At 70.6% G+C, this 18,119-nt stretch carries 18 protein-coding genes; 5 read left to right on the forward strand and 13 right to left on the reverse strand.

Going from position 1 to position 18,119, the window contains the following annotated elements; all coding sequences use genetic code 11:
* The first annotated feature begins 53 nt into the window (after window positions 1-53).
* Entirely contained in the window at window positions 54-329 is a 276-nt protein-coding gene (locus tag AC4IHM_RS19495; RefSeq protein ID WP_490868287.1) for a DUF1876 domain-containing protein, read from the forward strand.
* Here AC4IHM_RS19495 and AC4IHM_RS19500 read toward each other — a convergent pair.
* The 4 genes from AC4IHM_RS19500 to AC4IHM_RS19515 all read right to left on the reverse strand — a co-directional run bounded on the left by AC4IHM_RS19500 (window position 309) and on the right by AC4IHM_RS19515 (window position 4,219).
* Window positions 309-1,520, reverse strand: a complete 1,212-nt coding sequence (locus AC4IHM_RS19500) for a serine hydrolase domain-containing protein (RefSeq protein ID WP_490868288.1) — start codon at window positions 1,518-1,520, stop codon at window positions 309-311. The genes AC4IHM_RS19495 and AC4IHM_RS19500 overlap by 21 nt on opposite strands.
* Before the next feature lie 71 nt (window positions 1,521-1,591).
* Entirely contained in the window at window positions 1,592-2,374 is a 783-nt protein-coding gene (locus AC4IHM_RS19505) for an energy-coupling factor ABC transporter ATP-binding protein (RefSeq protein WP_490868289.1), read from the reverse strand.
* The gene (gene cbiQ / locus AC4IHM_RS19510) at window positions 2,362-3,123 is read right to left on the reverse strand and encodes a cobalt ECF transporter T component CbiQ (protein WP_490868290.1); all 762 of its coding nucleotides are present in this window, start codon (window positions 3,121-3,123) and stop codon (window positions 2,362-2,364) included. Before cbiQ ends, AC4IHM_RS19505 begins: the two co-directional genes overlap by 13 nt.
* A 1-nt stretch (window position 3,124) precedes the next feature.
* The gene (locus AC4IHM_RS19515; RefSeq protein ID WP_490868291.1) at window positions 3,125-4,219 is read right to left on the reverse strand and encodes an energy-coupling factor ABC transporter permease; all 1,095 of its coding nucleotides are present in this window, start codon (window positions 4,217-4,219) and stop codon (window positions 3,125-3,127) included.
* A 161-nt stretch (window positions 4,220-4,380) separates the two neighbouring features.
* On the opposite strand from AC4IHM_RS19515, the gene AC4IHM_RS19520 reads away from it, so the two are divergent.
* Complete coding sequence (locus AC4IHM_RS19520) at window positions 4,381-4,758, forward strand: SsgA family sporulation/cell division regulator (protein ID WP_490868292.1); 378 nt, start codon at window positions 4,381-4,383, stop codon at window positions 4,756-4,758.
* A 26-nt stretch (window positions 4,759-4,784) separates the two neighbouring features.
* Here the strand turns inward: AC4IHM_RS19520 and AC4IHM_RS19525 are convergent, their stop codons facing one another.
* The 7 genes from AC4IHM_RS19525 to AC4IHM_RS19555 form a co-directional block, all read right to left on the reverse strand.
* Window positions 4,785-6,458 carry a penicillin-binding transpeptidase domain-containing protein gene (locus AC4IHM_RS19525; RefSeq protein ID WP_490868293.1) on the reverse strand — a complete coding sequence of 558 codons (1,674 nt, stop codon included), beginning with the start codon at window positions 6,456-6,458 and terminating at the stop codon, window positions 4,785-4,787.
* A gap of 114 nt (window positions 6,459-6,572) precedes the next feature.
* The gene (locus tag AC4IHM_RS19530) at window positions 6,573-8,198 is read right to left on the reverse strand and encodes a penicillin-binding transpeptidase domain-containing protein (RefSeq protein WP_490868294.1); all 1,626 of its coding nucleotides are present in this window, start codon (window positions 8,196-8,198) and stop codon (window positions 6,573-6,575) included.
* A gap of 429 nt (window positions 8,199-8,627) precedes the next feature.
* Entirely contained in the window at window positions 8,628-8,822 is a 195-nt protein-coding gene (locus tag AC4IHM_RS19535; RefSeq protein WP_490868295.1) for a hypothetical protein, read from the reverse strand.
* A gap of 88 nt (window positions 8,823-8,910) precedes the next feature.
* Window positions 8,911-9,759, reverse strand: coding sequence for a helix-turn-helix domain-containing protein (locus AC4IHM_RS19540; protein WP_490868296.1), 849 nt, complete (start codon window positions 9,757-9,759; stop codon window positions 8,911-8,913).
* A gap of 15 nt (window positions 9,760-9,774) precedes the next feature.
* Window positions 9,775-10,299 (reverse strand): DUF6879 family protein, encoded by a 525-nt coding sequence (locus AC4IHM_RS19545; protein ID WP_490868297.1) that lies wholly within the window; start codon window positions 10,297-10,299, stop codon window positions 9,775-9,777.
* A gap of 579 nt (window positions 10,300-10,878) precedes the next feature.
* Window positions 10,879-11,202 (reverse strand): DUF397 domain-containing protein, encoded by a 324-nt coding sequence (locus AC4IHM_RS19550; RefSeq protein ID WP_490868298.1) that lies wholly within the window; start codon window positions 11,200-11,202, stop codon window positions 10,879-10,881.
* Window positions 11,199-12,071, reverse strand: a complete 873-nt coding sequence (locus AC4IHM_RS19555; RefSeq protein ID WP_490868299.1) for a helix-turn-helix domain-containing protein — start codon at window positions 12,069-12,071, stop codon at window positions 11,199-11,201. The genes AC4IHM_RS19550 and AC4IHM_RS19555 overlap by 4 nt, the downstream gene beginning before the upstream one ends.
* Window positions 12,072-12,623: 552 nt before the next feature.
* Here AC4IHM_RS19555 and AC4IHM_RS19560 point away from each other — a divergent pair.
* Window positions 12,624-13,253 (forward strand): ATP-binding protein, encoded by a 630-nt coding sequence (locus AC4IHM_RS19560; protein WP_490868300.1) that lies wholly within the window; start codon window positions 12,624-12,626, stop codon window positions 13,251-13,253.
* A gap of 176 nt (window positions 13,254-13,429) precedes the next feature.
* Here AC4IHM_RS19560 and AC4IHM_RS19565 read toward each other — a convergent pair whose 3' ends face one another.
* Window positions 13,430-14,614: a Cmx/CmrA family chloramphenicol efflux MFS transporter gene (locus AC4IHM_RS19565; protein WP_490868301.1), complete on the reverse strand. Its 1,185-nt coding sequence runs from the start codon at window positions 14,612-14,614 to the stop codon at window positions 13,430-13,432.
* Between the two features lie 261 nt (window positions 14,615-14,875).
* Window positions 14,876-16,618 (reverse strand): dolichyl-phosphate-mannose--protein mannosyltransferase, encoded by a 1,743-nt coding sequence (locus tag AC4IHM_RS19570; RefSeq protein ID WP_490868302.1) that lies wholly within the window; start codon window positions 16,616-16,618, stop codon window positions 14,876-14,878.
* A 96-nt stretch (window positions 16,619-16,714) separates the two neighbouring features.
* On the opposite strand from AC4IHM_RS19570, the gene rsmI reads away from it, so the two are divergent.
* Entirely contained in the window at window positions 16,715-17,563 is an 849-nt protein-coding gene (rsmI, locus tag AC4IHM_RS19575; RefSeq protein WP_490868303.1) for a 16S rRNA (cytidine(1402)-2'-O)-methyltransferase, read from the forward strand.
* A gap of 154 nt (window positions 17,564-17,717) precedes the next feature.
* A complete protein-coding gene (locus tag AC4IHM_RS19580; protein ID WP_490868304.1) occupies window positions 17,718-18,116 on the forward strand; it encodes a hypothetical protein in 399 nt (132 codons plus the stop codon).
* The last annotated feature ends 3 nt before the right edge of the window (window positions 18,117-18,119 follow it).

The raw sequence follows: 18,119 nt of genomic DNA on the forward strand, positions 1-18,119 counted from the left end.
CGGGACGGTGCGCCAGGCGCATGCTGGAAGGAGAGGTTCCGGAGGTGATCGTCATGACGCACACCGCAGTGGGATGGCATGTCGAGCTGGAGTTCACGGAGGACGACCAGCACACGCGGGCGGTCGCGATGGTGCGGCTCCCCGACGGCGGCGAGGTCCGCGCGCACGGCCACGCCAGCCGCCACCGCGTCGATCCCCACCAGCCACGGGTCGGCGAGGAGATCGCGGGCGCGCGGGCGTTGAACGAACTGGCGATGCGGCTGCTCACCAAGGCGCACGACGAGATCGACGCGGAGTCGGGGAGGACCTCACACCCCATCCACGTCTGAGCGGCCGGCCCCGCCGAGTGACGCCCGCACCGCCCGGACCAGCGCCTGCGCCCGCGGGTCCGCCGTCACCGTCTTGCGGAAGCCGTTGGTGACATAGCCGAAGGCGATCCCGGAGTCCGGGTCGGCGAAGCCGAGGGAGCCGCCGCGGCCCGGGTGGCCGAAGGAGCCGGGGGCCAGGAACGGGGACGCGCTGCCGTGCAGCATGTAACCGAGGCCGAAGCGGGTGTTGACCACCAGGACCCGGTCGGGGCCGGCGGACTCCTCGGCGCGGGCGAGTTCCGTCGTGGCCGGGTCGAACAGCCGCACGCGCCGCGTCACGTCGTCGACCTCCCCGATCAGCGCCGCGTAGAAGCGGGCCAGTCCGTCGGCCGTGGCGATACCGCCTGCCGCCGGGAGGGCCACCGCGCGGTAGGCGGGGTCGTTCTGGTCGGGGAACGGCGTGATCGCGGCGAAGGCGCGGCGGGTCAGGGAGTCCGGGTCCCGGTAGGCCGCGGTGACGGACCGCTTGGGCCGCAGCCGGGGGCCGTCGCCCGACGGCTCGGGGTCCTCGACGCGTCCCACCCGCCCGGCCCGGCCCGCCGCCTCCTCCGCGGCCGGCAGCCCCAGCCACAGGTCCAGCCCGAGCGGCCGGGCGATCTCGTCCGCGAGCCACTCACCGCTACCCCGCCCGCCCGTCACCCGGCGGACCAGTCCGTCGAGCAGCCAGCCGTAGGTCAGCGCGTGGTAGCCGTGGCCGGTGCCGGGCTCCCAGACCGGCCGCTGGGCGGCGAGGGCCCGCGGGCCCCGCAGCGGGTCCAGCGCCTCCTCGGGAGTGAGCGGACGGTCCAGGACCGGCAGCCCGGCTTGGTGGTTCAGCACGTGCCTGACCCGCACCCGCTCCTTGCCGTGCGCCTTGAACTCCGGCCAGTACTCGCCCACCGGCGCGTCCAGGTCCAGCTCCCCGCGCCGGTGCAGCAGCAGCGGTACGGCGGCGACGACGCCCTTGGTCGCCGAGCGCACGACCTGGGCGGTGCCCCGGCGCCACGGCGCGGTGCCGTCAACGTCCTTCGTGCCGCCCCACAGGTCGACGACCTTGCGCCCGTGCCGGTAGACGGCGACGGCCGCGCCCCGGTCGCCCAGTGCCGCGAAGTTCCTCGCGAACGCGTCCCTCACCGGCTCGAAGCCCTCGGCCACCGTGCCGTGCACGTCCACGTCCACCTCGGTACGTCCCTTCCGCTCGCCCGCGACAGTGGGTGCAACCGCCCGGGGCCGCCCGCGATTCCTCAGCCGCGGGCCGACACCGACCGCGGGTCGAAGCCGAAGGGCAGCTCCAGGCGGTGGGCGCGCATCAGGGCGTCGTCGCAGAGCAGGTCGGCGGTCGGGCCGTCCGCCGCGATCACGCCGTCGCTGAGGACCAGGGCGCGGGGGCACAACTCCAGGGCGTAGGGCAGGTCGTGGGTGACCATCAGGACCGTGACGTCCAAGGAGCGCAGGATGTCGGCGAGTTCGCGCCGGGAGGCCGGGTCGAGGTTGGAGGAGGGTTCGTCCAGGACCAGGATCTCCGGCTCCATGGCGAGTACGGTCGCCACCGCCACCCGGCGCCGCTGGCCGAACGAGAGGTGGTGCGGGGGCCGGTCCTTGAACTCCGCCATGCCGACCAGCGTGAGCGCCCGCTCCACGCACCGCTCCAGTTCCGCCCCCTTCGTCCCGGCCGCCGCCGGTCCGAACGCCACGTCCTCGCGCACCGTCGGCATGAAGAGCTGGTCGTCGGGGTCCTGGAAGACGATGCCGACCCGGCGCCGGATCTCGGCCATGTTCCGTCTGCCCACGGGCAGTCCGGCGACGGTGACCGTGCCGGCGCCGCCGGTCAGGATGCCGTTGAGGTGGAGGACGAGGGTCGTCTTGCCCGCGCCGTTCGGGCCGAGCAGCGCGACCCGTTCGCCGCGGGCGACGCAGAAGTCCACGCCGAACAGGGCCTGATGCCCGTCCGGGTAGGCGAAGGCGAGGCCGGAGACATCGAGGGAGGCGGGCACGGCGTCGGCCGGGGTGTCGGTCACAGCGTCCATCCCAGCAGACAGACCACCAGCGCCGCACACGGGAGGGCCAGCGCGTACGACCACTGCGCCCGGGAGGCGGTCACCTCGTCGATCACCGGCATCGAACCGGCGTACCCGCGGCTGACCATGGCCAGGTGCACGCGCTCGCCGCGCTCGTAGGAGCGGATGAACAGCGCCCCGGCCGACTTGGCGAGCACGCCCCAGTGCCGTACGCCCCGCGCCTCGAAGCCGCGCGACTCCCGGGCGATCCGCATCCGCCGCATCTCGTCCGCGATCACGTCCCCGTAGCGGATCATGAACGTCGCGATCTGCACCAGCAGCGGCGGGAGCTTCAGGCGTTGCAGGCCGAGCAGCAGGGCGCGCAGCTCGGTGGTGGAGGCGAGCAGGACGGAGGCGGCGACGCCCAGGGTGCCCTTGGCCAGGACGTTCCAGGCGCCCCACAGGCCGTTCACGCTCAGCGACAGGCCGAGCACCTCGACGCGTTCGCCCTCCGCCACGAACGGCATCAGCACCGCGAACGCGACGAAAGGCACCTCGATCAGCAGCCGTTTGAGCAGGAAGGACGCCGGGACGCGGGCGGCGTACGCCACCGTCGCGAGCAGCAGCGCGTAGAGGCCGAAGGCCCACATCGCCTCGCGCGGGGTGGACACCACGACGACCACGAAGGCGAAGGTCGCGGCGAGCTTGGTGTGCGGCGGCAGGCCGTGCACGGGGGAGTGCCCGTGCCGGTAGAGCCGGTGGGCGTGTCCGGCACCCATGTCAGACGCTCGCGCCGCGGTCGGCGCCGCTGCCCGTGCCGGTCGTCGTGCCGGCGGGGGACGTGTCGTCGGCGCGCCGCCTGCGCACCGTCCAGAACACGGCGCTGCCCGCGGCGACCGTGACGCCGACGCCGATCACCCCCGCGAGCCCGCCGGAGATCCGGGCGTCGGTGATGTCCTCGACGCCGTAGTCGGCGAGCGGGGAGTCGGCGTTCGTGTGCTCCTCGGCCTTCTTGTCGATGCCCTTGTCGGCGGCGATCTTCTCCAGGCCGTCGGGATCGGCGGAGGCGTAGAAGCTGACGAAGCCGGCGAGGACCAGCGAGGTGACCAGGCCGGTGATCCACAGCTTGCGGTGCGAGCGGGCGGCGACGGGCGCGGCGGCCGGTTCGGCGTCGGGGGCGTCGGGGGCGTCGATCAGTTCGCCGTTCACCCGCAGTCTGAGCCGCCGCTGGAGCCCGCGCGCCCCGTACACCAGGTCGGGGCGTACGGCGATGACGGCGCCGACGGTCAGCGCGGTGATCGCGGCCTCGCCGATGCCGATCAGCACGTGCACGCCGATCATCGCGGTGGCGACCTTGCCGATGGCGACGTCGGTGGTGCCGCCGATCCAGTACAGGAGGGTGAAGGTGAGCGCGGCGGCCGGGACGGAGACGAGCGCGGCGACGAAGGAGGCCACGGTGACCGAGCGGCGGGTGCGCGGCAGGACCTTCACCAGGCCCCGGAAGAGGGCGTAGGCGACGACCGTGGTGACGATCGCCATGTCGGTGATGTTCACGCCGAGCGCGGTCAGGCCGCCGTCGGCGAAGAGGATGCCCTGCATGAGCAGGACGACGGAGACGCACAGGACCCCGGTGCAGGGGCCCACGAGGATCGCGGCGAGGGCGCCGCCGAGCAGATGTCCGCTGGTCCCCGCGGCGACGGGGAAGTTCAGCATCTGTACCGCGAAGATGAACGCCGCGACCAGCCCCGCCAGGGGTGCTGTCCGCTCGTCCAGTTCGCGGCGGGCGCCGCGCAGGCTGACCGCGATGGCGCCCGCGGCGACGACTCCGGTCACGGCGGAGGTCGGGGCGTTGATGAATCCGTCAGGTACATGCACGGTTCGATGATAGAGGCTTGTTGCAAAGCTTTTGCAAGAGCGAGGTCGTCGTTGTATCGCACCTTCTCCTCGCGGGAATGTGTCAATCGGAAAATATGGGACATTGGAATGGGGCGGGCGCACAGCTTTCGCAGAGACGGCACAGCGTGAAGGGCGGTCCGATGTCCGTAGTCGAACAGCACGTACGAGCCCACATCCTGACGGGCGCGGACCTCCCCGAGCAGGACGACGGCGGGGCCATACCCGTCGTACTGCGCTACGACCCCGACCGCGATCCGCTCTCGGTCCGCGTGGGGCTGCCCGCCCGGGGCCGCGGCCCCGGCTCCCGCGAGTGGACCTTCCCCCGCGCGCTGCTGGAACAGGGTCTGCGCGCGCCCGCCGGGTCCGGCGAGGTGCGGGTGTGGCCGTGCGGGCGGGTGCAGGCCGTCGTCGAGTTCCACTCCGCGCAGGGGTGCGCGGTGGTCCAGTTCGAGACCCGGGCGCTCATGCGGTTCCTGCGCCGCACCTACACGGCGTTGGCACAGCCGGTGGCCCACTGAGCCGTCGGCCGTGCCCTTCGGCGCCGTCAGCCGCCCGCCTTGAGCAGCGCCGCGACGAGCGGCCCCGCCGTCTCGCCGCCGTGGCCGCCCTGCTGGACGACGCCCGCCGCGGCCAGGTCGCCCCGGTACGCGGTGAACCAGCCGTTGGGCTTCTTCTGCCCGTCGACCTCCGCCGAGCCGGTCTTCGCGCCGACCTCACCGCTCACCCCGGCCATCGCCTCGGCCGCGGTGCCGTACGCCGCCGTGTAGGACATCAGCTCCCGCAGTTGCGCCAGCGTGGCCGCGGACATCGTGCGGGAGGCCGTGGCGAGCGCGCGTCCGTCGACCGACGGGGCGACCAGGTACGGCTGGTGGAAGCTGCCCGTCTTCACGGTCGCCGACACGGACGCCATGTTCAGCGGGTTCATCCGCACCCCGCCCTGGCCGATCAGGGAGGCGGCCATCGGGGCCTTGCTCTGCACCGGCACCGAGCCGTCGAAGGTGGACACGCCGACCGCCCAGTTGTCCATCGAGAGGCCGAACACCTCCTTGGCCTGCCGGGTCAGGTCGTCGTCCGTCAGCTTCGGCGCCTGGCTGATGAAGGCGGTGTTGCAGGAGCGGGCGAAGCTCGCCTTGAAGGTGCCGTCCTTTATCTCGAACTTGTCGTCGTTCTGGAACTTCCAGCCCCCGTAGCTGAAGTACTTCGGGCACGGGTGCTTCTTGTCCACGGACGCGAGGCCCTTCTCGATCAGCATCGAGGAGGTGATGACCTTCATCGTGGAGCCGGGGGCCAGCGAGCCCTGGAAGGCGGTGTTGAAGCCGTGGCCGCCGTTGGCGACCGCGAGGATCTCGCCCGTGGAGGCGCGCAGCAGGACCACCGACGCCCGCGCCTTGCCCGCCACCTGCCCCTCGGCGGCGGCCTGGAGGGCGGGGTCCAGGGTCGTCTTCAGGGCGCCGGGCGTGCCCTCGCGCAGCTCCAGCAGGGTCTTGTCGGAGGCCTTGGCCTTCTTGGACTCCTTGCCGCGGACCACGCGCAGTTCGATGCCGGGGGTGCCGCCGGCCTTCTCGCCGTACTTCTCGCGCAGGCTGTCCAGGACGGTGCCCAGCGAGGGGTACTTCGCGGTGGTGATCTCCGCGCCGTCCCGGTCCAGCGCCTTGACCGGCGGGGTGCCGGCCTCCCCGGTGACCAGCCTGTCGCCGTCCTCCAGCTCCGGATGGACGACGGCGGCGTGCCAGTCGACGCGGGGCTCGCCGTCGCCGGCCCGGCGGACCACGGTCAGCTCGCTGTCGTACGCCAGCGGCCGGGCCGTCTCCTCGTAGGCGACCGTGGCCCGCACGGAGAACGGCACCTTCTCCCCGGCCGGGGTGCCCGCGGTGAGGGTGAGGTCCTTGACGCGGGCGTCCTTGGTGTAGCCGGTGAGCAGCGCCACGGCGGCCTCGGCGTCGTCGGTCGCGGCGGCCGCCGAGGCGATGTCGCCCTGCTGCCAGGCGGTCAGGAACCGCCGGGTCGTCGTGGTGACCTCGGCCGCCGTCAGGGGGCCCGACTTCACCTTCTCCTCGGCCGCCGCGGTCCTGGTCCGCGCGGTGTCCTCGGCGCCGGCCTCGCCGCCGTAGATCGCGTACGCGCCGATCCCGGCGCCGGCCACGACCGCGGCGGCGACACCGCCGACCACGGCGGGTCTTGTCCTGCGCCGCACGGTGGCGGCCCTTCTGCTGCCCACTGCGTCCCGTTCCTCCGCGGCGCCCGGAAATCCGGTGCCCTCATTGCCTGTTGACTGCCTCTTGCTTCCAGCGACGCCGACCACAGTAGAGGCATCCGTCGCGGCCGGTCCGCGTCAGCCCCCCGCCCGCAGCACGTCCGCCACGATCGGGCCGGCCGCGTCGCCGCCGTGGCCGCCCTCCTCGGTCATGGCCGCCGCCGCGATGTCGCCCCGGAAGCCGGTGAACCAGCTGTTGGACGTGGTCTGCCCGTCGACCTCGGCCGACCCGGTCTTGGCGCCGACGTCGCCGCCGAGCCCGGCCATGGCGGCGGCGCCGGTGCCCTGCGTGGCGGTGAGCCGCATCATCTGCTTGAGCTGGGCGGCGGTGTTCGGCGGCAGGCCCTTGGCGGTGGCCAGTTCCCGGCCGTCCAGCTCGGGGGAGACCAGGTAGGGCTGGCGGAACTCGCCGGTGATGGCGGTCGCCGTCACGGAGGCCATGTTCAGCGGGTTCATCTGGACCTCGCCCTGACCGATGGCGTTGGCCGCGCGGTCCGGGCCGCCGGAGGCGGGGACCCTGCCGTCGAAGGAGATGATGCCGGTCTGCCAGTTGTCGCCCTTGAGCCCGAAGCGCTCCTCGGCCTCCGCGGTCAGCGAGGCGTCGGTGAGCGGCTCCTCGTCGACGAGCTTGATGAAGCCCGTGTTGCAGGACCGCATGAAGGTGTTGGCGAGGGTGGCGCCCTCGTCGGGCTGCATGCCGGTGAGGTTCTTGAAGGTCTGGCTCTGCCAGACCGCCGTGTCCGGGCAGGGCGCCGGACCGTTCATCGAGGCCACGCCGTTGTCGATGAGCATCGCGGCGGTGATGATCTTCATGGTGGAGCCGGGGGCGACCCGGCCCTCGAAGGCCGCGTTGAAGCCGTCCGCCCGGTTGTTGGCCACGGCCAGCACCTCGCCGGTGCTCGGCTCGACCGCGACCACCGAGGACTCGCCGTACCGCTTCACCGCCTTCTCGGCCGCCGCCTGCACGCTCGCGCTGAGCGTCGTGCGCAGCTTGCCGGGCTCGCCCTCGGTGAGGGTCAGCAGCGGGGTGTCGGGGGCCTCGGCGTCCGTGTGGCGGACCGCCAGCTCGACGCCGGGGGTGCCGCCCGCCTTGTCGCCGTACCTCTCCCGGAGTGTGGCGAGGACCGGGCCGAGCGAGGGGTACTCCTTGCTCGTCAGCACGGTGTCGTCCCGGCCGACGGCCTGGACCTGCGGCGTCGCCGACTCCTCGGTGACCAGGGAGTCCCCGTCCTTCAGGGCCGGGTGGACCACCGACGGCCTCCAGTCGACCAGCGGCAGTCCGCTGGTCTCGCCGCGCACCACCGTCAGCTCGCTCTTGTACGTCAGCGGCTTGGACGTGCCCTTGTAGGACACCTTCGCCCGCACGCTGAACGGCACGTCGGCGCCGGTGGCCGTGGCGGGCGTGATCTCGACGCCGGTGATGTGCGCCTCCTCGCCGTAGGCCGTCAGCAGCGTCCCGGCGACCGTGGCGTTGTTCGTGTACGACGCCGCGGTCGCCGCGTCCCCCTTCGCCCAGGCCGCGAGGAACTTCCGAGCCGTCTCCTCGACCTCGTCCCCGCTCGGCGGCCCCGTCTTGACCGACGCCCCCGCGGCCTGCGAGCCGCCGTTCAGCGCCGAGACGATGTTGTAGGCGCCGTACCCGGCCCCGCCCACCATCACGGCGAACACGCCACCTATGACGGCGGCCTTCACCCCCCTGCCCATCGGCAGTCCCCTCCCCGTTGGACCTTCCGCCCGCCCTCTTGAACGCGTTCAGAAGTAGCTGTGACTGCACTCTATGTGCACGGAGTGAACGGCGATGCGGATGTTTCCGTTTGGTGGCCCAAAGGAGACCAGGGAGGACCTACCAGCGGATGGGCTCCGCGTCGCCCCCTGCGCATGACGGGCAGGGGCGCTTGAACGTGAAGTTGCACCATTCGCATCCAGCGAAGCCGCAGCACCCGTCACACCAGATGGCACGGTGCCCGGAACAGGTCCCGCAGAGGTCACCGAAGTCCCGGAGAGACCAACGCGGTTCCCCGCCGGTTCGTCCCGCGCGGGGCTTCGGGTGGGAGGGCGCTTCTTCCCGCAGCGACGTGCGGAGTCGGGGCGCCCGACGTGGAGCAGAGCGGGGTCGCTCCGGCGCTGTGGTCATCAGTGCCCGTCCGGATGCCGCGCCATGAGTACGTTGCAGTCCGTCACGGTGGTCTGATCGTTCCCCGCACGGGCCCAGTCCCGGACCTTGGCAAGCTCCGCGCACCCGGCGCACCCATCGACCGGGGCAGGCTCAGGGTCCAGCCTCAGCGGCAAGGTCACTGGTGCGCTCGGGTACGTTCTCGGCTCGCTCATGCCGACCCCTTCGTGTCGTCCGTCTGGACATCACGCTAGGAACGAAGAGGTTCCAACTCACAGTCGGTTCCACAGAGTTCCATGGGCATCACCCCAACGCGTCAATGGCGGAGGTGATCAAGGATCGGGCGTCTGATCCGAACACGGCCAGCTTCGAGAACTCACCGAAGGCTTTGAGGTACTCGTCCACCTCTGACGGAGCGGTCACGTTCACTTGCGCGGTCAGCGTCTCCACCTGTGCGTGCTGCTTGTCGTAAACGCTGAACGTCTCGATCATCCACATACGCCGATCAGCGGAGAAAGGGATCACGCCCAACGACACGGAAGGAAAAGCCATCACGGAGAGGAGATAGCCGAGTTGGCCGGCCATTACTTCCGCCCCGCCGACTCGATGCCGCAGAACTGCTTCTTCGACGAGCAACGCGAATCGGTGATTCCCTTCACGGATCACCCGGGAACGCTCCATCCGTGCAGTGACCGCATCCGTTACGTCGTCCGGCGTTCCGCGAAAAGCGGCGATGGAGCCGAGCAGTGCTGTGGCATACCCGTCCGTTTGAAGCAGTCCAGGAACCACGTTCGAGCAATAGATCCTGAACGTCTGCGTACGCTCGAAGAGCGGGACATAGGATTCTTGCAGCCGCCGCAATCCTGTGCGTTGCAATCTGCGCCACTCGACGTATGCACTGTCGGCCGTCCGGGAGGCCGCTATCAGATCAGCGGCCATCCCGTCGGCCTCGCAGGCGCGACACCATGCCCGGATATCGTCATCCGACGGAGGCGTAACGGCGTTCTCAAGGCGAGACACCTTGGACTTGTACCAGCCGGTTCGGTCGGCCACGTCCTTGGCCGCGAGGTTGGCGTCCCGGCGGATCTCCCGCAACCGGTCGGCGACTGCCTTGCGGGCAGCCTGGGCGCTCGATGAGGGCGACGCGGGCATGAGTCGTGGAATCCGTCAGACCTTGTATTCTTCGTGCGGTGTCGCCTTGCTCCATACGCTTTCGAACGCTTCGGCGCAGAGCTTGGCAATCGAAGGGTCGTCGGTTACCTCGTCTCCCAGGTAGGTACCCTCTCCCGAGAAATAGCCGAATCTCACCAACCGGCCGTCGAACAGCCAGAAGTCGTTGCCCGGCAAAGCGATTCCCGAAGCCTTCTTGCGGGGCAACCAGCGAATCTGTTCGCCAGCGGCGATGTTGGTGAAGGTTCCGTCATAGAGATAGCGGGTGTACTCGCTGACGGGTTCCGATACGATCCGTGCTCGCCGGATTTCCACCCCGCGCTCTACGGTTTCCGAAACCATGTCCAGCCATGGACGCCACCAGGAATCCCGATCGTTCGGGTCCGGTCGCCTCCCTGTCTTCCATGCCTCGACACGGGGAGCTTCGTCCGGGTCGTCGTAGTGGTCGCGCATCTCAAGGTGCAACGCCGACTTCCGACACGCCGCCAGCAGCTCACCGAACGGTGGAGCGCTCCGCCACATCACATGCCTCCCGGATAGCGGCCACCATTCGCATGGGCAGCCGAACGACGCCTTCACCGTCAGGAATCGGCCCAGCCTTGAGGCAGTCAGCGAGCGTTTCGCCGTCTGCGTCCCAGCCCTGGAACAAGAGTTCCTGACGCTCCTCATCAACCCATACCGTCGGACAGTTCGCCCCGTCGGTGTTGGGGTCTTTCGCGATGAACCGTAGTGCCATGGTCGCCTCCGGCTAGCTGCGGGTTCTACATCGTTCTAGGACCCTCAATCTCCGGGACGAACCTGTCAAGAGTGCCTGTCCGGACAACGGCGAAGCCTCGACGCGCACCCACTGGGCTGCCATCGGGGGCGGGGCAGCGAGGCGCGGCCCAGCTCCGCGGTGAACAGCCCGGCGAACGGAACTTGCACTGGCCAAGGGCGCTGCATCTGCTCAAGCGAGGTCTTCCGCACCGTTGGACTCCGTGCCGGGCGCAAGGTCGCGCATCGCGCTTGGCCATCTGCTCACGCCTGAAGGTGAACGCGTCGGCGTCTCGGCCAAGTACGCCTTGCCGTCCCGGCGAGGGGCAAATATCTCCGCGTCTCTCTTCAAGGGAGCAAGGGAGCCAGTTGCCTGGTCTCGCTGACCAGCGTAGATGCTGCGGTGTTCGGCTTCATGCGGACGCTGGAGCGCGAGGGCTTCTCCAGGGACGGGGACCTGCCGGGTTGGGGCATCGGCAGATTCTCGACGAACGAGGTGAATGCGTAGGTGGAAAAGACGAGGGTTTCACTAGGGTTCTTCGAGTCCCGTACGCCCACCGATGAGCCGCGGGCGGCGACCTCGACGCACTCGTTGCCCTCGCCGCCGCTGTAACTGCTCTTGAACCACTCCATGCTTCCGCGCTCGGTCAGGGAAGGCGCTATGCCGGTCATGAGGACAGCTCCTGTCGTGCTCTGGCGACCAGCCGCGACGAGATGGTGACGTCGGCAGCCTGCGAACGAAGGTAGTCGAACGTCAACTTATAAGCGCTGACGTCCTCCGCGTCATCCAGGTACACCCCGCGACGGCGCATTTCGATGTACACCACCGCCATGGAGTTGAGGGGCTCCCGTTCGTCGTCGCGCCCGAGGATCACGAAGTGTCCGGCTCCGGCGGCGTGCGCTCCCGCGCTGAACGGAAGGATCTGGAGGTCGACGTTGCGGCTCTCAGCCGTTTCGTGAAGATGCTTGAGCTGCTGGTTCATGATGCCGGTGCTTCCCACCGTCCTGCGAAGCACCGCCTCGTCCAGGACCACCCACAGGTGCAGCGCCGGATCGCGCATCAGGATGCTCTGACGTTGCATTCGGGCCTCAACCATCCGCTCGATGCTCTCGTTCGGGCTGCGGACTTCTCTGGCCTGATGGATGGCGAGGGCGTAGTCGCGCGTCTGCAACAGACCTGGGATGACCGTGTTCGCGAAGACGTGTTCGTACGCCGCTTGGTGTTCGAACGAGACGAGCGGATCCAACCACTCGGGCACCGCGTTGTTGCCGACCCACCATCCGTCGGCCTGTGACTTGGCCACCGCCACGAGGGCGTCGCGCTCCTGGGCGGTGGCCTCGCATGCGTCCGCCAGCGCCTTCACCGTGGCCCAGCGGATGCGGGCGCGATCCTGCCACGCCTCGTACCGGCTGACCGTTGTGGTGCTGACGCCCGCTCGGGCCGCCACCTGTGTCTGAGTGAGCCCGCAGCGTTCGCGTAGTGAGGTCAGGCCCCGTGCGATCTGCATGCGACCCGCCGGACCCGTCTGTGTAGCGCTCATGTTCCAGATCCTTCCGCTTGGGGGCCGCGTTGATCCGACTGATCCGTGTGGGTCAACGGCCGTGACCTTATGGGTTCTTGTGGAACATCGGACGAGGATTCGAGCCCCCGTCACCCACATCAGTGAACTCCCTTCACAGAGCAACCCGTCATGGGATTCCCGTGAGAGTTTTCCCCTGCATCGTTTCTCAGGACGACGAGGGGTTGAGATCATGGTCGGACTCGCGCAATTCCTGATCCGTCGGCTACAGATGGCGGTCCTTCCCGCTGGGCGTCATCGTGCAGACCGGCCACCGGTACCGCGGCCTGTTGGCCTTTCGCCGGGTGAGGTCGTCTCCACTCCCCTCGTCCGCCCCAACCTCACCGCGTGCGAGTACCAAGAGAAGGCCCGTGTGCAGCGGTTGCGTTGTGATGTCCTTGTCTGCCTGGCGGCGGCGTCATGAATGGTGAGTCGGAGTGGGTACGGATCCTGCCCGGTGTTCACGGGCGTACCGCTTTGCTTCTCTCGGACGGAGACGGGCCCGTTTCCCGGCTTGCCGACCGGATGGAGGCGGTGCAACTCGGGCTGGGGGAGCGGCTGCTCGGTCGGGCGCGGCACGTGTTGGCGGGGGAGCGGTCGAGGGCCGGGGAACTCCGCCTTCTGATCGGTCAGTTGACGGACGCGCTCGCGGATGCCCTGCTCATCGCCGAGTCCCGGGGTGCGCGCCTCGGGCGAACGGGGGCAGTACCGGTGGACGGGGCGTCGCCGATGCTTCGGGCGTACGGCCTGCTCAAGCTCCCCGGCGGTGACCTCGCCTCCGCCCGGACCGCACGGCACCACGTCCGTGACACGTGCCGGTCGTGGGGTCTGCCGGCCGATACGGCGGACGACCTCGTGGCCATCACCGGTGAACTGGTCGCCAACGCCCTGGAGCACACCGACAGCCTTACCGTCGCGGTCACTTGCGCCCTCACCGCCGACACCGTCACGGTCGGCGTGACCGACGACGGCGGGAGTGGTGGTACGCCGGTGATCTCCGCGCCGGTCGGTACGTCCGGGGCGGAGTGCGAAAGCGGGCGAGGCCTGTTGATCACCGAGGCGCTGGCCGACCGGTGGGGGACACGGCGGGCGGGCGGAGGGCTGACGGTCTGGGCCGAGGTCGCCGTCGGCCCCGCGGTGGAAACCTTGGCGGGGACCAACTGAGCGGGGATGGCTTGAGCGGGTTGCGGTGAACCGACCGTGTCGGCGCGCGCCGGGGCCGATGCCGCGGCACACGCCACCACGGAACCCCGCACCCCCACCCAACCCTGCGCACCACCCCGCCCTCTGTCATCCACCCGCTCATACGAGCGCGTCGAGTGCAGTAGTGCGTGAAGTGCTCACGTGCGGCTGGTAGTAGGTGCTGTCGTCGGTGACCACGCGCACGATCCGGTGCATGCCGCGATGAGCAGCGCGACCGTGACCAGGAGCCCGCTTGTCCACAGCGGCCCGAGGTCCCCGGCCGTGGAGCCGAGGGTGGTCACGGCGATGAGTGGTCCAAGAGCCGCGCCGACGTTGAGTGCTGCGGTGGCGTAGGAACCGGCCATGGTGGGGGCTCCTGCCGACTCATGGAGGACCCGCGCGATCAGCGTGCTGCCCACCGCGAACGACAGGGCTCCTTGCACGAACACGAGGGCAAGCAGAGCGCCCGGCCTGTCGGCCAGCAGGGCCAGCGCCGGCCAGCCGACGAGCAGCGGCGGACCGCCGGCCGCGAGGACCAGGCCGGGGCGCCGGTCGGACAGCCGACCGGCAGCGGTGACGCCGACGAAGGAGCCGACACCGAAGAGCACCAGAGCCACGGAGACCCACAGCTCGCCCAGCCCGGCGGTGTCGGTCACGACGGGGGCGAGGAAGGTGAAACTTGCGAAGGTGGCCGCGTTCACCAACGCGCCGAGCAGCATCACCAGGCGCAACCGCGGACTCTTGAGCCGGGCGAACTCCGCCCGCAAGGCCGGCCCCCCGCGCTCGTCCGCCTCCACGGGGCGCGCCGGGATTCCTGTGAGAACGCCGATGGCCGCGGGCAGGCAGAGAGCGGCGACAGCCCAGAACGTGGCCCGCCAGCCCAGTAGCGTGCCGAGCACCGCTCCCCCCGGAACCCCGGCGATCGTGGCCACCGTCGTGCCCGACAGCAGGACGGCCAGCGCCCGACCCCTCTTGTCGGGCAGGACGAGCGCGGCAGCGGTCGTCATGGCTACGGCGAGGAATCCGGCGTTGGCCAGTGCCGCGACTACCCGGGTTGCGAACAGGAACGGGAAGTTCGAGGTGGCGGCGCCCACGGCGTGGGATGCCAGGAACACGAGGACGAACCCGAGCAGACTCGACCGTGCGGGCCGGTTACGGGCAAGTACCGCCATGAGCGGGGCCCCGACGACCATGCCCATCGCGAAGGCCGAAGTGAGTGTGCCGGTCGTCCCGACGGTGACGCCGAGGTCCGAAGCGATGTCCGGCAAGAGGCCGGCGAGCATGAACTCCGAGGTACCCATGGCGAAGACCGCCATGGCAAGCAGATACAGCGCGAGAGGCATCGAGTGGCTCCGAGGTGAAGAGAAGCACGAGAAGGTCATCTCGTCACCGCGGTCAGCCCCATGGGCACCCTCGTCCGACCGCAGAACGCGGCGCGGCGGCAGGGCTACAAGTTCAGTGGTTCAGGGGGCTGACGGCGTGACCGAAAGCCCCCACCCGATCCGACTCAGGACTCGACATGGCCCGCACGCTACCCGACCGCCGCTCCCCCAGGCACCTCGGCACCGAGACCCGGGACCGGGCGATATGCCGGGTCTGCTCGGCTACACCCACGTATCCAGCCACATCCGTGACCGCCACTGCTCCATCGGGATCGCCGTGCCGGTGTACAGGGGCCAGAAGTAGATGAAGTTCCAGGCGATCAGCAGGACCAGTACGCCCGCGCCGGTCGCCCCCGCGACGCGGCGGGCGTCGCCGCAGCCGGGGCGGCCGATGACGGCGCCGAGGAGCATCGCCACCGCCAGGCACAGGAAGGGCAGGAAGACGACGGCGTAGAAGAGGAAGATCGTGCGCTCCTGGTAGAGGAACCAGGGCAGATAGCCGGCCGCGATGCCGCAGGCGATGGCGCCCGCGCGCCAGTCGCGGCGGAAGGCCCAGCGCCACAGGACGTACAGCAGCGCGAAGCAGCCCACCCACCACAGCATCGGGGTGCCCAGCGCCAGCACCTCGCGGGCGCACTTCTCGCCCGCGTCGGCCGGGCAGCCGTCCGTGCCGGGCGCCGGTGACTCGTAGAAGTAGGAGACCGGACGGCCCAGGACGATCCAGCTCCACGGGTTCGACTGGTAGGTGTGCGGCGAGGTGAGGTGGGTGTGGAACTCCAGCACCTGCGTCTCGTAGTGCCACAGGCTGCGCACCCAGTCCGGGAGCCAGGACCAGGAGCTGTGCGAGCCGTCGGTCGCCGCCCAGTCGCGGTAGTAGCCGCCGCTGCCGTCGGAGGGGGAGAGGATCCAGCCCAGCCACGACAGGACGTACGTGCCGAGCGCGACCGGCACCGTCGACAGGAACGCCCAGCCCAGGTCGTGCTTCAGCACCGCCAGATGCGGCCTGCGGGCGCCCGCGACCCGGCGGGTGCCGACGTCCCACAGCACGGCCATCACACAGAACGCCGCCATGATGTACAGGCCGTTCCACTTGGTGGCCGCGGCCAGCCCCAGCATCAGCCCCGCCGCCAGCCGCCAGGGACGCCACCCGAACCGGAACGTCTCCGCGACCCGCTCGTCCGGGCGGACCCGGCCGTCGTCGTCCACCGGCAGCGCGGCGGCGAGTCTCCGCCGGGCCCTGTCGCGGTCGACGACCAGGCAGCCGAAGGCCGCCAGCACGAAGAACATCAGCACGCTGTCCAGCAGCGCGGTGCGGCTCATCACGAAGTGCAGCCCGTCCACCGCCATCAGCGCGCCCGCCAGGCACCCCAGGAACGTGGACCGGAACAGCCGGCGCCCGATCCGGCACAGCAGCAGCACCGACAGCGTGCCGAGCAGCGCCGTCATGAAGCGCCAGCCGAACGGGTCGAACCCGAACAGCAGCTCGCCGAGGCCGATGACGTACTTGCCGACCGGCGGATGCACGACGTACGCCGCGTCCGTCGGGATCGGCACGTCGCCGCCCGAGTTCAGGATCAGGTCGTTGGCGTTCTTGTCCCAGTTGACCTCGAAGCCCCGGTGGATCAGCGCCCACGCGTCCTTCGCGTAGTACGTCTCGTCGAATATCACCGCCTTCGGGCTGCCCAGGTGCCAGAACCGCAGCACGCCCGCGAGCAGCGTCACCAGCAGCGGCCCGCCCCACGACGACCAGCGCACGATCCGGTCGGCGAACGGTTTCGACAGGCCCAGGAAGACCCACAGACGCGGACCGGGGCGCGTGTACGGCGGCACCAGCCGGTCGCGGACGTCACCGGCCGCCGGCCCCGCCGTGTGGCCGAATCGGCGCAGCCGCTGCTGCCAGGTGGACCGCTCGTCGAGCGGGGCCTGGTCCTGCCGGGTGTCCATGGAGGACGCGGTACTGGTCACCGCGCCATCGTAGGGAACCGTGCTGTGCGCGTCCCGCGCATGGCCCCCACCGGTCCGGTTGCGTCCCCGTCCGTCCGCCCCTGGGAGGATGGGGAGGTGACTGGAACCCTTGTACTGGCGGGCACTCCCATCGGCGACGTCCGGGACGCCCCGCCACGGCTCGCCGAGGAACTGGCCGGCGCGGACGTCGTCGCCGCCGAGGACACCCGGCGGCTGCGCCGGCTCACCCAGGCGCTCGGCGTCACACCCGGCGGGCGTGTCGTGTCGTACTTCGAGGGCAACGAGTCCGCCCGCACTCCCGAGCTGGTCGAGGAACTGGCGGGCGGCGCGCGGGTGCTGCTGGTGACCGACGCCGGGATGCCGTCCGTCTCCGACCCCGGCTACCGGCTGGTCGCCGCCGCCGTCGAGCGCGACATCAAGGTCACCGCCGTGCCCGGCCCGTCCGCCGTGCTCACCGCGCTCGCCCTGTCCGGGCTGCCGGTCGACCGGTTCTGCTTCGAGGGCTTCCTGCCCCGCAAGGCGGGCGAACGGCTGACCCGGCTGCGCGAGGTGGCCGGGGAGCGCCGCACCCTCGTCTACTTCGAGGCCCCGCACCGACTCGACGACACCCTCGCCGCCATGGCCGAGGTCTTCGGCGCCGACCGGCGCGCCGCCGTCTGCCGGGAGCTGACCAAGACCTACGAGGAGGTCAGGCGCGGCGGTCTCGGCGAGCTGGCCGCGTGGGCCGCCGAGGGCGTGCGCGGCGAGATCACCGTCGTCGTGGAGGGCGCCCCGGACAAGGCGCCCGGGGAACTCGGCGCCGAGGAACTGGTGCGCAGGGTGCGGGTGCGCGAGGAGGCGGGGGAGCGGCGCAAGGAGGCGATCGCCGCGGTGGCCGCCCAGGCGGGCGTGCCCAAGCGGGAGGTGTTCGACGCGGTGGTGGCGGCGAAGAACGCGGGGGTGTGACCACCCGGTCTTGACCCGCCCCTGACGTTGGGGGCCCTTGCGCCAAGGGCACCCCAAATCGGCCCAAACACTCGGCAGCCCCTGGTGCTTTCCCGCTGGTGGAGGAGTCCACTGGACGAAGGAACGGCGACGAACCGAGGGAGCCGGGATGAGCATGAGTGAGAGCACGGCGCGGTCCGGAGTGCATGCCGGAGCCACCGCCGTCGTCCACGAGTCGTACTCCTTCGCCTGCATGCGCTGCGGGCACGGGTGGGAACAGTCGTTCGAAATAGAGCACCGCAGGGGCGCCGACGGCAACGAGTTCGTGCGCTACGTCGCGGACGGCCGGGTCGTGCCCTCCCCGCTGACCCGGCCGACCTGCGCCAACTGCGACAACCACGTGGTACGGATCATGCGGCCGGGCCGGGTCGCCTCGGTGCGCGGCACCTCGCACGGCCTCCACCGGGTGCCGCCGGCCGGTCCCCCGGAGGCGCCGGCGGGCGCGTCCGGCCGCCGGGTGTCGCGCCTCGCAGGGCTGCTGCACGCCCTCCACCTCCACCGTCGGGCGGCCTAGCGG

The organism is Streptomyces sp. SL06, assembly GCF_058244745.1.

Excerpts from the sequence above, each read along its gene's own strand:
- AC4IHM_RS19565 (WP_490868301.1), bottom strand. The coding sequence starts at position 14,614 with ATGCCTCTCGCGCTGTATCTGCTTGCCATGGCGGTCTTCGCCATGGGT.
- cbiQ (WP_490868290.1), bottom strand. The coding sequence starts at position 3,123 with ATGGGTGCCGGACACGCCCACCGGCTCTACCGGCACGGGCACTCCCCC.
- AC4IHM_RS19535 (WP_490868295.1), bottom strand. The coding sequence starts at position 8,822 with ATGAGCGAGCCGAGAACGTACCCGAGCGCACCAGTGACCTTGCCGCTG.
- AC4IHM_RS19555 (WP_490868299.1), bottom strand. The coding sequence starts at position 12,071 with ATGAGCGCTACACAGACGGGTCCGGCGGGTCGCATGCAGATCGCACGG.
- AC4IHM_RS19550 (WP_490868298.1), bottom strand. The coding sequence starts at position 11,202 with ATGACCGGCATAGCGCCTTCCCTGACCGAGCGCGGAAGCATGGAGTGG.
- AC4IHM_RS19580 (WP_490868304.1), top strand. The coding sequence starts at position 17,718 with ATGAGTGAGAGCACGGCGCGGTCCGGAGTGCATGCCGGAGCCACCGCC.
- AC4IHM_RS19530 (WP_490868294.1), bottom strand. The coding sequence starts at position 8,198 with ATGGGCAGGGGGGTGAAGGCCGCCGTCATAGGTGGCGTGTTCGCCGTG.
- AC4IHM_RS19505 (WP_490868289.1), bottom strand. The coding sequence starts at position 2,374 with ATGGACGCTGTGACCGACACCCCGGCCGACGCCGTGCCCGCCTCCCTC.
- AC4IHM_RS19520 (WP_490868292.1), top strand. The coding sequence starts at position 4,381 with ATGTCCGTAGTCGAACAGCACGTACGAGCCCACATCCTGACGGGCGCG.
- AC4IHM_RS19495 (WP_490868287.1), top strand. The coding sequence starts at position 54 with ATGACGCACACCGCAGTGGGATGGCATGTCGAGCTGGAGTTCACGGAG.
- AC4IHM_RS19540 (WP_490868296.1), bottom strand. The coding sequence starts at position 9,759 with ATGCCCGCGTCGCCCTCATCGAGCGCCCAGGCTGCCCGCAAGGCAGTC.
- AC4IHM_RS19545 (WP_490868297.1), bottom strand. The coding sequence starts at position 10,299 with ATGTGGCGGAGCGCTCCACCGTTCGGTGAGCTGCTGGCGGCGTGTCGG.